Below are 13,306 nucleotides of genomic sequence, written 5' to 3' on the forward strand. Positions count from 1 at the left end.
AACTATTGTTGAGCTGAATAGTTAAGGTTTTTATTTAATTTAAACTGGAATGATCATTCCATAATGAGGATTTTTAATTCACATGGAGAATAAATGTCTTCCTATCCTAACGTTGTAAAACAAGCGTATAGCTATGCAGAGCAAGGTAAGTCCGCTGAAAAAGAATTTGAGAGTAAAGCTTTATGAACATTAAGAGTGATGAAACATCTCATCAGTTAAGTGAAGAGTTCTCTGCTCAATTACCGATTTGGAAACTGTTGGCTTTTACTGTTGCAGGTTTTCTGACCATCATGACAGAAACCATGCCAGCAGGGCTTTTGCCCCAAATCAGTCAAGGGCTAAATATTTCAGAGGCATACGCAGGGCAGCTTATTGCAGTGTATGCCTTAGGTTCGGTTTTAGCAGCAATACCTCTGATTAGTCTTACCCGTAGTTGGAATCGGAGACCCTTGTTACTCAGTGCGATTGCAGGGTTACTTTTATTTAATGTGATTACTGCCTTATCAAATGATTATATTTTGACTTTGATTGCTCGTTTCATTGCAGGTATGGCGGCGGGCGTTATATGGGGGCTTTTAGCGGGTTATGTAAGGCGCATGGTCCCAGCATCGTATCAAGGTCGTGCTTTAGCAATTGCTGGGGTTGGGCAGCCAATTGCTTTGTCTATTGGTGTTCCTTTAGGTGCGTGGTTGGGAACACTGTTTGAGTGGCGTGGCGTATTTTGGATAATGTCTTTACTGGCTTTGATTTTATTTGTCTGGATACGCTTTTGTATTCCTGATTTTGCGGGACAGTCAGCACAAAAAAGGTTGCCCATTTTAAAAGTTCTTTTAATGCCCGGCATTAGAGCTGTTTTAGCAGTCGTATTCCTTTGGATATTAGCCCATAGCATTCTTTATACTTATATTTCGCCTTTCTTAGTTTCAACAGGGCAGGCATACAAAGTCGGGACGATACTTTTTATATTCGGCATTTCTTCTATAGTGGGCATCTTGATTACGGGCGTGTTTATCGATCGTTCATTAAGAAAAATAACGCTTTTAAGCTTATTCATCTTTGCAATCGCAACAATATTGTTAGGTGCTTACAGCTCTTCAAGTTTTGTAGTTATAACTGGGGTTGTGCTGTGGGGAGTCACTTTTGGCGGTGCTCCAACATTATTACAGACTGCTTTAGCAAATACTGCGGGTCATGAAGCAGATGTAGCGCAGTCCATGTTGGTCACTATGTTTAACCTTGCTATCGCATTCGGTGGAATGGTTGGCGGCGGGCTACTTGAAAGCTTTGGTGCAGCTTTTTTTCCATGGATTATGCTAGCGTTTACTCTCATCGCGTTATGCACTGTTTACAGTGCTCGTAAGCATGGTTTTATATCTTCATAAAAGATTTTTGCCCTTCATGACTGAAGAAGTGAAGGGTGATTTAATTTTTATATTTTGATGCAATGCTATAAAAAATAGTTAATGACTTGGTAAAATAAACCGTAAAACACAAATAAAGTGGAATTTAAATTTAACTAATTATTTTGAAATGGGAATAAATTCCTTTTAATTTAATTAATGGCGTAAAAATTTCCGAAAATAATGAAAATTAGCTGTTCTTAGAAAAACAATCCCGCAGGGTACTGGCTAAACTATATCTCAAGGGTGTGATAGGGATCGAAAAGAGTAGCATGCACCAAAACGTATAACGTTAGTGTGTACTCACCCAAAAGGTCTCGATTCGGCTTAGGACGCTATAGATCAAAAGTTTATAGGCATAAGGTTCTAACTTACAAAGTTATAATTGTTGAAGTAAACCATAGATGTTTTCCCTTGACACCCTAAAAAATTCTCTATAATAAAAACGATACTTTACAAGAATATAATTTATGAATAAGCCTTATCTTTCTGCCTTGCCGCATGACAGCCAAATCTCATCTCAATTGAACAATGCTTACTTCCACGATTCGTGGAGTATTGTGCTTGGCCAACCAGACCTGAATGTATTTCAGCAGCTTATTAAACTGTTCCATCACACGCCTCAATGGATAGAATGGAGTATGAATTTACGTAATAAAATTACTTCAAAGATTGGGCTTAAAGATTTAGGAAGTTTTAAGCAAATTGATTCGCATAAAAAAGAAAATGAATATGTCGCTGGTGATCGGATTGGAATTTTTACCTTATTGCAACGTACCGAAAATGAGTTAGTGGTTGGCGATGACGATAAACATTTAAATGTGACTTTATCTATTTATAAGAATGAAAAGACTCAAGTACTGACCATAACCACAGTAGTGCATATTAAAAATTTGCTTGGACGACTCTACATGGTGCCAGTGATTCCTGCCCACCGAAAAATAGTACCAGCCACTTTACAGATATTGGGTTAGAGCACTATTTTTATTTACGATATGTTAGGCCGAAATCGTTTATATACTAATCTTATTATCATAATAATGGGCTGAATAATATGGACAATAAAAACCAGTATCGCCAATGCGCCGTTTGTGGAAAAAATTTTCCCTTAAAAGATCTGGTCTCTGGTGAAGTCATTCGAGATGTAATTGGTGAAGAAATCTTGAAAGATTATCCAGAGTGGTCTTTTTCAACCTTTATTTGTCGTGCTGATTTGGCAGACTACCGTATTAAATATGTGCAATCACTATTACGTTCAGAAAAAGGCGAGTTAACAACTTTAGAAAATGAAGTGATTGGCAGTATGCAACGGCATGAGCTGATTAGTCGAAATACAGAGACAGAGTTCGATCAGAATTGGACTTTGGGTGAAAAACTAGCAGATAAAATAGCTTCTTTTGGCGGAAGTTGGATCTTTTTAACTTGTTTTGGACTGTTTTTAGTGGCTTGGATCATTTTAAATACCGTAGTGATGGTGGTACATCCTGTTGATCCTTATCCATTTATTTTGCTTAATCTGGTATTGTCCTGTTTAGCTGCAATTCAGGCACCTGTCATTATGATGAGTCAAAATCGGCAAGAGGTAAAAGATCGGTTACGCGCTCAACATGACTATCAAATTAATTTAAAAGCTGAGCTTGAGATTCGCCACCTACATGAAAAAATGGACCATCTTTTGTCGCATCAGTGGGAAAGGCTTGCACACATTCAAGAAATTCAGCTTGATCTTTTAGCTGAAATGAATAAAAAACGATAAATATTTTCTGAGTTTCACGTGGAACATGAGTAGAGCGTTATAGATTATTTTGCGGTAGGTCTGAAATTTCTTTATGATCTGCCGCCATGCTCCATTGCTGCTTCTACGACCATGCCTTTAAACGACAATTTTGTTTACGCTCCACCACAAGATCCACTTTCAATTTTATTTGAAGATGACGATTTAATTGTGGTTGATAAACCTGCGGGGTTATTGTCGGTAATGGGTCGTTTACCTGAGCATCATGACAGCGCTTATTTACGGGTGCTAGAAAAGTTCCCTTTGGCTAAGGTGACCCATCGTTTAGATATGGCAACTTCAGGTCTACTCATGTTTGCCAAGCATCGGGATGCAGAAGTTGCGGTAAGTAAAATGTTTCAGGCCAGAACAGTCAAAAAACATTATATTGCTTTGGTGCAAGGCCAAGTCACAAAAGAGGGTAGTGTTGAAGTTCCGCTCATTACCGACTGGGAAAATCGCCCAAGACAAATTGTACATTTTGAATTAGGTAAACACGCTAAAACCTTGTTTCAACCTTTGGTTTATGATGCTCAAACAGATCAAAGTCGTGTCTTACTCGAGCCAGTAACAGGGCGTTCGCATCAGCTACGTGTGCACATGATGCATATTGGGCATCCGATTATGGGTGACAAGCTTTATCACCCTGAGCCTAAACGTTTTCATTTAAACCGAATGGCACTACACGCAGCGTATTTGGCTTTTCAACATCCATTGAAAGGCACAGATGTGATCATTGAATCGCAAATACCTTTTTAAAATTTATATACAATTAAAAATTCAATCTGATGCAATTGGGAACGCAATATATACCCAAATTGCAATAAAAGTCGGGTATTCTTGATGTCGAATAATATTAATACGGCGACAACAACAAGGATCATTTTATGACTCGTGACTACGAACACTTTCCAGATGATGAGAACGGCAATGTACTTTGGCAAATGGCTGAAGATGGGGATGATTTAACCGATTTGCATGAAATTGAATTTTCTATTGCTTTTCAAGATCAGAAAAATGCAGAGCAATGTTCGCTCTATTTACTTTACCAAGAACAAAAAGTTTCACTTTTCCAAGATGACTCTGTTGAGCCAAATGAGTGGGTGATTACTGTCTTTGTCAACATGGAACCAGAGTATTCAGATATTGTTGACTTAGAGCAATGGTTTACCAGCATCGCTGAAAAATTTCAGGGCGAATATGATGGATGGGGCTGTATGGCCTATGTCTTTGATGAAGATGATGATGAAGATGATCTGCTACAATAAGGTCTAAAATAAAGGGTAGGAGATAATCATGAACTTATCTCAAAAACAAATTGCTGTACGGTTTTTAGAGCTTGCCGCTGCTGGCGAGGTCGATGAAGCTTATAGCAATTATACTGCTCCAAACTTTAAGCATCACAACCCTTATTATGCGGGTGATGCGACCTCTTTGAAGGAAGGGATGCGTGAAAGCGCGGCTGAAACTCCAAACAAAGTCTTTGACGTTCAACATGTGATTGAAGATGGTGATTTGGTCGCTGTGCATTCTAAACTTGAAATGCAAATGAACGGATTAACCACCTTGGCAGTGGTTCATATTTGTCGTTTTGAAAATGGAAAAATTGCTGAGTTTTGGGATGTCGGTCAAGTACAGCCCGACCCACTCGTCAATGAAAATGGTATGTTCTAATAAAAAGCCCGAAATGATTCGGGCTTTTTATTTATGGATGAATTAAAACTTCCACTGTGCCGAGATTGAAGCGTTGATTGGTTCACCTGGTTGAACCCATACATCACTATAGCTTGAGACATAGTAGGTTTTATCAAATAGGTTGTTCACATTAAGTTGATAGCGTAAACGATCAGATGGGGCATAGTAGCCACTTAAGTTCACCAGAGTATAGCTTGGTAAATTAAAGCCATTATCAAGGTTATGTCCGCTACGCTCGCCGACATAGGTAAGGTTAGCCCCTACACCTACTTTTCTTGCACCTTCCTGCAGAAATTCATAATTGGTGCTTACTGAACCTTGATGTTTTGGCACATTGCTCAGACGTGCACCCTTCGCAAGGTCTTGGTCTTTTTCAATTTGAGCATCGGTATAACTATAGTTGGCATTGACGAGCCAGCGGTCATTGATTTGGCTATTTAAGTCAAACTCAATTCCTTTACTACTCACTTCGCCTGCTGCGGTTTGGAATGCATTATCGATAGGATCCGTCGTCAGTACATTCTGTTTTTTCATTTTAAACAAAGCAAGACTCAGCATACTTTGGTCATTCATTTTATATTTGGTACCGACCTCGTAGCTTTCGCCTTTTTCAGGAGCGAAGGTTTGTCCATTTCGGTCCATACCGCTATTCATGGCAAACGAGCGGCCATAGTTGGTATAAAAAGCCCATTGGTCAGAGGCTTTAAAATTTACTCCGAAACGCGGACTATTTTGATGAAGTGTCTGGCTGTTTTCAGTCTGAGTCAGGTGATTTTTAAAGTCTTGTTCGACCTGATCAAAACGATTACCGAATAACACACTCCACTGATCATTGAAAAAAATCTGATCTTGTACATTCAGTGCGAAGTAGCGCTGGCGCTCTTTGGTGTTAGTAAACGGGGCTAAGTTCGGTAAATATTTGCCATATTCTGGTTGGTAAATATCAATAGTATTTGGCATACCTGAGCTGTGGTTGCGTCGCAGTTGATATTGTTGATAGTTGAGTTGACCAAGCTCGGTTGAAAGTAAAATTTCATGGCGCGCCCAAGATGTATCAAACTTACCAAGCAATTCTGTCTGAGCCAGAACATCTTCACTTTGATAATCACGATAGCGGCGTTGGCGTTCTAAAGTATGCCCATCAGCTTGTATACGTCGTGGTTCAGTTGAAAAGCCAACCATTTGAGCATCTTTATAACTGACAGCACTATTCAGCTTCCAGTCAGGGCTAAACTCGTGACTAAGACGCAACTGGTAAAAGTAATCTTTTACTTTCATATCGCCGTCATCAGGTTCCCCCGTAAATGTTTTCGGGCCCATCACAAATTGATGATTGACTGTGCTTACCCCGCGGTCAAAGGTTCCTTTGTGCTCTGTAAATTCACTGTCAAAGTCGAGTTGCGTTTGGTCTGAGATTTTCCATGTGAGCTGTGGTGAAAAGAACCAGCGTTCACTACTGACATGATCACGGAAGCTTTGATTATCTTCATGAGCCACGGCTACACGATAGGCCAGTTCATCGTTTATAGGGGCAGTGTGTTCCAGACTAATTCGATATTGTTCTTGGGTATTGGCACGTAGATTAACTTCACTTTCGCTTTGCCACTGTGGTTTTTTACTGTTGAGGTTAAGCAAACCACCTGTTTCGCCGCGGCCATACAGGGCAGCCATTGGCCCTTTTAAAAACTCTAAAGATTCAATGTTCACTACATCTTTTGGAGCACTAATCCCTCGGTTTACACTCAAACCGTTACGGATCATAGAGGCACCTAAATTGGGATCGGTACTAAAACCACGGAAAGAGTAATTATCCCAAAAGCCGCCACCAAAACTGTTTTGATGAAAAACCCCACTCACTAAGCTTAATGCGTCATCAATCCGTTGAACGTCTTGTTGTTCCATCATTTGTTTAGAGACAAAAGCACGATTGAAAGGTACATCTAAAACATCATGTGAAAATTTAGTCGCCGAGCTATTTTGGCTCACATCTTCTTGGGTGCTTTCAGCCTGAATACGTATGGTTTCAAGTACCGTTGATGTTTCTTCTGCCCAAGTGAATGTCGATATAAATGATAGACCCAACGAAGACAACAATCCTAATTTGTGTTGCATAAATAATCAGCCATAAAAGACAAAAGAACTATAATGTAATAGTATAACGTTACATTATTTTATTGATTACCGCTATGTCTTTAGAAAAGAATATTGAACGTTTACAGTCGATTGATGCTTTGCGTGGTTTGGTGATCCTCATTATGTTGCTCGACCATGTAAGAGAAACTTTCTATTTACATAAACAGGTTACCGATCCAATGGACGTAACAGTAACAGAACCAGCTTTATTTGGCAGTCGATTATTGGCCCATATTTGCGCTCCGATTTTTGTACTTTTAACTGGTATTTCTGCTTTCTTATTTCAATCAAAAAAACAAGACTTACAGCAAACGCGTGCTTTTTTATTAAAACGTGGTTTATTTTTAATTGTGTTAGAGCTCACGCTGGTGAACTTTGCATGGACAGCAACTTTTCCACCTGAAGTGATTTATTTACAGGTGATATGGGCCATTGGTATTAGCATGGTGGTGCTAGCTTGTTGTGTAAGTTTGCCTTTGCCAGTCCTTGCTGGTGTAGGGTTAGTGATTGTTTTTGGGCACAACTTATTAGATTCAGTGCACTTCTCACCAGGCATCCTACAAAATATATGGTTCGTTTTACATGAACGTGGCTGGCTTGAAATTGTGGGCATCAAGCTTCGCACAAGCTATCCGGTTTTACCTTGGATTGGGGTGATTTTATTAGGCTACGTTTTAGGTCAGTTCTTTAGTTCAAAATACACAGCACAGCAAAGAAGCCGCGCTTTACTCACGCTTGGTTTAGCAAGTATCGGGTTATTTGTTTTATTGCGTTTTATCAATATCTATGGCGACCAGCCGTGGCAACATTTTGAGTCATTACAACTGACGTTAATGAGCTTTTTTAACCTCACCAAGTATCCACCGTCTTTACTGTTTATTTTGCTGAATATTGGAGTCGGTTTGATTGTGTTGGTTGCTTTTGAACGAATGCAGCAATACTCATTTTTAAAACCATTGGTGGTGTTTGGTTCAGTGCCTATGTTCTTTTATTTATTGCACTTATATGTTTTGAAACTGATGTATGTGTTTGCGCTAAGTGTGTGGGGAGCCAACCATGGAAATTATTTGTCGGTCAACCATGTGTGGATGTTGTGGTTAATTACGATTGCGCTGTCTTTTGCGCTTTATCCGGCGGTTAAATGGTTCTCGAAATTCAAACATCAAAATAAACATATTTCGATTTTAAAATATTTCTAATTTTCAAAATGTAAGTAAAGCGAGGCTAATTATGGCTTCGCTTTACTTGCTTACATCTAAATACAGAGTTTCTTTTACTTCTTCCATGACCACATAACTATGTGAAGATGCTGAAGCGGGAAGTTTCTTTAACAGATCTCCCAATAAGCGGCGATATGCGCTCATTTCTTTTAAGCGAGCTTTCACAAGATAGTCAAACTCACCTGAAATAAGGTGACATTCGAGGACTTCAGGAATCTCGACTAAATCTCTGGCCACTTGGTCAAATACATCGCCTGATTTGGCAGATAATTTAATTTCTAAAAAGACGAGCAGGTTACGGTCTACGTAGGCTGGGTTTAACCGTGCGTAATAACCCATGATGATGCCATCGCGTTCAAGGCGTTTAACACGCTCTGAACAAGGGGTGGTTGACAGGTTGACTCTCGAAGCCAATTCACTGATCGCAATTCGTCCTTCACGCTGCAAAATATCCAGAATCATGCGATCTATACGATCTAAGGCGCGCATAGATATTTCCTCTTTTTTTTAAATTCTCGTGAAAAAAACATAAATTTACCTAGATTATAGCTAGAAAAACAGTGAAATAAACTATTTAAGCAGAAATATACTAGTTAAATAAACTGGTGTGCGTGAGGGAATAGAAATGCGCGTAATTGTATTAGGTAGCGGCGTTATCGGAGTGGCAAGTGCCTATTATCTAGCTCAACAAGGAGCTGAGGTCACTGTTCTTGACCGTCAGGCAGGTCCTGCTGAAGAAACAAGCTTTGGTAATGCAGGTCAAATTTCGCCTGGGTATTCAACCCCTTGGGCAGCACCAGGAATTCCTTTTAAAGCTGTGAAGTGGATGTTTCAACATCACGCACCGCTTGCGATTAATTTAGATGGCAGCATGTGGCAGTTACAGTGGATGGCGCAAATGCTGAAAAACTGTAATCCGCAAAGTTATGCTGTGAACAAAGAACGTATGATGCGTGTGGCTGAATACAGCCGTGACTGTTTACGTGAACTCAGAAAAGATACTGGCATTAATTACGAAAACCGTGCGAAAGGCACTTTGCAATTATTCCGTAAAGAAGCACAAATGGAAGCGGTTCAACGCGACATTAGCGTGCTACAAGAATGCGGCGTGAGCTACGAATTATTAAATGGCAACGAACTTGGTCGTGTAGAACCAGCTTTAGCAAATACACAAGATAAACTTGTCGGCGGTTTACATTTACCAAATGACGAGACAGGTGACTGTTATTTATTTACCAATGCTTTAGCTCAAATTGCCAAAGAGTTGGGTGTTAACTTCCAGTTCAACCAGAATGTAGAAAAATTGATTGTTGAAGGCGATGAAATTAAGGGCATTCAGGTCAATGGTAAGGTCTTAACCGCAGATCGTTATGTCCTAGCGTTTGGTAGTTATTCACGTGATTTCTTGAAACCACTCGATCTACAGTTACCTGTATATCCTGTGAAAGGTTACTCGTTGACGATTCCTATTGTTGACCCTGCTTTTGCTCCGCAATCTACAGTGCTTGATGAAACTTACAAAATTGCGATTACCCGTTTTGACCAACGTATTCGCGTAGGTGGAATGGCCGAGTTAAGCGGTTTCAATTTAGGTCTGAATGAAGACCGCCGTGCAACCTTGCAAATGGTCACTCAGGACTTGTTCCCGGGTGGTGATATGGCGCAGGCGTCTTTCTGGACTGGTTTACGTCCAATGACACCAGACAGTACCCCAATTATCGGTGCGACTCGCTTCAAAAATCTGTTCTTGAACACAGGCCACGGTACTTTAGGCTGGACGATGGCATGTGGGTCAGGAAAGTTAATTAGTGACATCGTATTGAATCATAAGACTGAAATCAGTACAGATGGTCTTTCAATTCAGCGTTATTCACACGAGCACGCTGCTTAACGGACGTTAGGAAATAAATCATGCCTCGTCCTATTACCGCAGTCATCCACCGTCAAGCCTTGCAAAATAACTTGGCGGTGGTACGAAAGGCTATGCCAAACAGTAAAGTCTTCGCCGTTGTAAAAGCCAATGCTTATGGACACGGAATTGAACGTGTTTATGAAGCGTTTAAAGCAGCAGATGGCTTTGCCTTACTTGATCTTGATGAAGCAAAACGAATTCGTGCTTTAGGTTGGACAGGTCCAATTTTGTTGCTCGAAGGAATTTTCTCTCCTCAAGACTTATTTGATTGTGTGAAGTATCAGCTTAGTTTCACCATTCACAGTGAAGCGCAAATTGAGTGGGTTCAAAAGCATCCTTATCCGGCTCAATTTGATGTTTGTTTAAAAATGAACAGTGGTATGAACCGTCTTGGTTTTAAACCACAGCACTATGTTCAGGCATGGGAACGTTTAAATAACTTGGCAAATGTGTCCAAGATTACGCACATGATGCATTTTTCAGATGCAGATGGTGAGCGTTTCGGCCAGCAAGGTATTGATTATCAAATCACTGTATTTGAAGAAATTATTAAAGATTTACCGGGTGAAAGATCGGTAAGTAATAGTGCGGCAATTCTGCGCTATCAAGACCAGCTCAAATCAGATTATGCACGTAGCGGCATCATGCTCTATGGCAGCTCTCCAGACTACCCGACGCATAGTATTGCGGACTGGGGCTTACAACCAACCATGAGCTTACGCAGCGAAATTATTTCCATTCAGCATTTAGATGCGAATGAAAGCGTAGGTTATGGCTCAAACTTTGTCGCAGAGCAACCTATAACGATTGGGATTGTCGCTTGCGGCTATGCCGATGGTTATCAACGTATTTCACCGACCGGTACTCCGGTTTTAGTGGACTCGGTACGCACTCGTACAGTCGGCCGCGTCAGCATGGATATGTTGGCAGTCGATTTAACGGGCATTGCTAGTGCCAAAGTCGGCAGTGAAGTCGTGCTCTGGGGCCAATCAAGTACAGGTGTCATTTTACCTATTGATGATGTTGCGGTTGCATCCGGTACGGTGGGTTACGAGCTGATGTGTGCGATTACTGCCCGTGTTCAATTTATTAATCAAGTATAAGGAAATCAGAATGTCGAATTCAGATATACAGAAAATTAACACTAACGAAGTCATGAGCGCCGTGACTGTTTTTAACAAAGTGGTTTATCTGTCAGGTCAGGTACCTAAAAATACCGAGCAAGACGTGGCAGGGCAAACTCGTGAAATTCTTGCAACGATTGATGAACTTTTGGCGCTTGCCAATACCGATAAATCTAGCTTGCTCTCTGCGCAGCTCTATTTAAAAAATCTTTCTGACTTTTCAACCGTAAATGCGATTTGGGTTGACTGGTTAAAAGGGTGTGTTGCTCCATCGCGTGCCACAATTCAGGCCGATCTGGTCAATCCAGACTGGCTCATTGAAATTGCCGTGACGGCAGCACAAAAGTAATTCGTTTTTACTCCAAAAATGATGATGTATCTAACAGAAGGAAGATAGGTACGGTTTATCCAGTCATTTTTTGGTGAACAGATTCAGTGACCTATGGCATACGGTTCGATTTTCGCCATAGGTTGCTGATCTTAACAAAGGAATTCAAAAAGGAATTTTAATATGACAACGGCTCGTCATTCAGATACGGAAAATTCTCCTGATCATCTGCAACGAAAACTGTCTAACCGTCATTTACAACTGATTGCAATTGGCGGTGCAATTGGAACCGGCCTATTTATGGGCTCGGGTAAAACCATCTCCCTCGCAGGTCCTTCAATCCTTTTGATCTATATGATTATTGGAGGAATGTTCTTTTTCATGATGCGTGCAATGGGCGAGTTGCTCCTTGCAAATCTGCATTACAAATCTTTTGTTGATATGGCTCATGACTTGATTGGTCCTTGGGCCGGCTATTATTTGGGCTGGACCTATTGGTTGGGTTGGGTGCTGGTCGGTATTGCGGACCTTTCAGCGGTCATTAACTATTTAGGTTTTTGGCTACCCGATGGCACGAGCTTTTCTCCAATTCAACAAGCCATGATTAGCGCAGGCTGTGTATTGTTTGTGATGGGGCTTAACCTACTGACAGTACGCCTATTTGGTGAAATTGAATTCTGGTTTGCACTCATTAAGATTTTGGCGATTATTGGCCTGATTGGTGTGGGTGGCTACATGATTTTCAGCCATTTCCAAGCTCCTCAAGGGGCTGTAGCAAGCATTAGTAATGTTTGGTCGCATGGCGGTTTATTCCCGAAAGGTACAGAAGGCTTCTTGGCTGGTTTCCAGATTGCTGTCTTTGCTTTTGTCGGGGTTGAACTCATAGGTACAACGGCTGCTGAGACTAAAGATCCAGAGAAAAATTTACCGAAAGCAATTAACGCGATTCCGATACGTATTATTTTGTTCTATGTATTAGCACTCTTTATTGTGATGTCAGTAACACCTTGGGATCATATTCGTGCAGATAAAAGTCCGTTTGTTGAGTTGTTCTTAAATGCGGGTATTCCGGTTTCAGCCATCATCATGAACTTGGTGGTGCTATCTTCGGTGATGTCTTCAATGAACAGCGGTGTGTTTTCAACCAGCCGTATGCTTTTTGGTTTATCAAAAGATGGTCAGGCACCGGGTGCATTTGGTCGTTTATCAAAACGCGCAGTACCTTCAAATGGTTTGATTTTCTCTTGTATCTTTATCATGGGTGGAGCAGTGCTTCAGTACTTTGTTCCAAACACCATGGAAGCATTTACTTTAGCAAGTTCACTCTGTGTGATTCTATTCATTAGTGTCTGGAGTCTCATCATGGTGTGCTATTTGCGCTATCGTAAATTACGACCTGAATTACATGAAAAATCGACTTTCAAAATGCCAGGTGGCGTTTGGATGAGCTATGTGGTTCTGGCATTTATGATGTTTACTTTAGTCATCTTGGCACTCGAGCCAGATACTTTAAAAGCACTTTATGTCAGTCCAGTATGGTTGGTTATTTTAGGAGTCACCTATCATATGCTCTATAAACCACGTTTGAAAAAACTAGGACGTGAGCTCGTCAACGATCATTAAGTTTTAATAAAAAGCCAATCAATCATGATTGGCTTTTTATTTTCTTTCGATTTTTTATCGGAATAATATTGTTTATTTTTGAGTCAATGGTGCGATT

Annotated in this window: 13 protein-coding genes; 11 read left to right on the forward strand and 2 right to left on the reverse strand. The window is 40.5% G+C overall.

Features of this window, described 5'->3' with window-relative positions; all coding sequences use genetic code 11:
- Window positions 1-182: 182 nt before the first annotated feature.
- The 6 genes from FY048_RS14570 (at window position 183) to FY048_RS14595 (ending at window position 4,848) form a co-directional block, all read left to right on the forward strand.
- Window positions 183-1,382, forward strand: a complete 1,200-nt coding sequence (locus FY048_RS14570) for an MFS transporter (protein ID WP_446091611.1) — start codon at window positions 183-185, stop codon at window positions 1,380-1,382.
- 488 nt (window positions 1,383-1,870) lie between these two features.
- Window positions 1,871-2,374, forward strand: coding sequence for a DUF2867 domain-containing protein (locus tag FY048_RS14575; RefSeq protein WP_446091612.1), 504 nt, complete (start codon window positions 1,871-1,873; stop codon window positions 2,372-2,374).
- Window positions 2,375-2,454: 80 nt separating this feature from the next.
- The gene (locus FY048_RS14580) at window positions 2,455-3,156 is read left to right on the forward strand and encodes a DUF1003 domain-containing protein (RefSeq protein ID WP_446091613.1); all 702 of its coding nucleotides are present in this window, start codon (window positions 2,455-2,457) and stop codon (window positions 3,154-3,156) included.
- Window positions 3,157-3,267: 111 nt separating this feature from the next.
- On the forward strand, window positions 3,268-3,933 hold the full coding sequence (locus FY048_RS14585; protein WP_446091614.1) for an RluA family pseudouridine synthase: 666 nt from the start codon (window positions 3,268-3,270) through the stop codon (window positions 3,931-3,933).
- Between the two features lie 128 nt (window positions 3,934-4,061).
- Window positions 4,062-4,442 (forward strand): ribonuclease E inhibitor RraB, encoded by a 381-nt coding sequence (locus FY048_RS14590; protein ID WP_446091615.1) that lies wholly within the window; start codon window positions 4,062-4,064, stop codon window positions 4,440-4,442.
- Window positions 4,443-4,470: 28 nt separating this feature from the next.
- Complete coding sequence (locus FY048_RS14595; protein WP_446091616.1) at window positions 4,471-4,848, forward strand: nuclear transport factor 2 family protein; 378 nt, start codon at window positions 4,471-4,473, stop codon at window positions 4,846-4,848.
- 42 nt (window positions 4,849-4,890) lie between these two features.
- Here FY048_RS14595 and FY048_RS14600 read toward each other — a convergent pair whose 3' ends face one another.
- Window positions 4,891-6,981 carry a TonB-dependent siderophore receptor gene (locus tag FY048_RS14600; RefSeq protein ID WP_446091617.1) on the reverse strand — a complete coding sequence of 697 codons (2,091 nt, stop codon included), beginning with the start codon at window positions 6,979-6,981 and terminating at the stop codon, window positions 4,891-4,893.
- A 74-nt stretch (window positions 6,982-7,055) separates the two neighbouring features.
- Between FY048_RS14600 and FY048_RS14605 the strand changes: the two genes are divergently transcribed.
- Window positions 7,056-8,201 (forward strand): DUF1624 domain-containing protein, encoded by a 1,146-nt coding sequence (locus tag FY048_RS14605; protein ID WP_446091618.1) that lies wholly within the window; start codon window positions 7,056-7,058, stop codon window positions 8,199-8,201.
- 42 nt (window positions 8,202-8,243) lie between these two features.
- Here FY048_RS14605 and FY048_RS14610 read toward each other — a convergent pair whose 3' ends face one another.
- The gene (locus FY048_RS14610) at window positions 8,244-8,711 is read right to left on the reverse strand and encodes an Lrp/AsnC ligand binding domain-containing protein (RefSeq protein WP_446091619.1); all 468 of its coding nucleotides are present in this window, start codon (window positions 8,709-8,711) and stop codon (window positions 8,244-8,246) included.
- A gap of 136 nt (window positions 8,712-8,847) precedes the next feature.
- Between FY048_RS14610 and FY048_RS14615 the strand changes: the two genes are divergently transcribed.
- The 4 genes from FY048_RS14615 to FY048_RS14630 all read left to right on the forward strand — a co-directional run bounded on the left by FY048_RS14615 (window position 8,848) and on the right by FY048_RS14630 (window position 13,209).
- Window positions 8,848-10,113 (forward strand): D-amino acid dehydrogenase, encoded by a 1,266-nt coding sequence (locus FY048_RS14615; RefSeq protein ID WP_446091620.1) that lies wholly within the window; start codon window positions 8,848-8,850, stop codon window positions 10,111-10,113.
- 20 nt (window positions 10,114-10,133) lie between these two features.
- Window positions 10,134-11,237 (forward strand): alanine racemase, encoded by a 1,104-nt coding sequence (alr, locus tag FY048_RS14620; RefSeq protein ID WP_446091621.1) that lies wholly within the window; start codon window positions 10,134-10,136, stop codon window positions 11,235-11,237.
- A gap of 10 nt (window positions 11,238-11,247) precedes the next feature.
- A complete protein-coding gene (locus tag FY048_RS14625; RefSeq protein ID WP_446091622.1) occupies window positions 11,248-11,607 on the forward strand; it encodes a RidA family protein in 360 nt (119 codons plus the stop codon).
- Window positions 11,608-11,769: 162 nt separating this feature from the next.
- Window positions 11,770-13,209 carry an amino acid permease gene (locus tag FY048_RS14630; protein WP_446091623.1) on the forward strand — a complete coding sequence of 480 codons (1,440 nt, stop codon included), beginning with the start codon at window positions 11,770-11,772 and terminating at the stop codon, window positions 13,207-13,209.
- The last annotated feature ends 97 nt before the right edge of the window (window positions 13,210-13,306 follow it).

This window comes from Acinetobacter sp. 1124_18A, assembly GCF_052824995.1.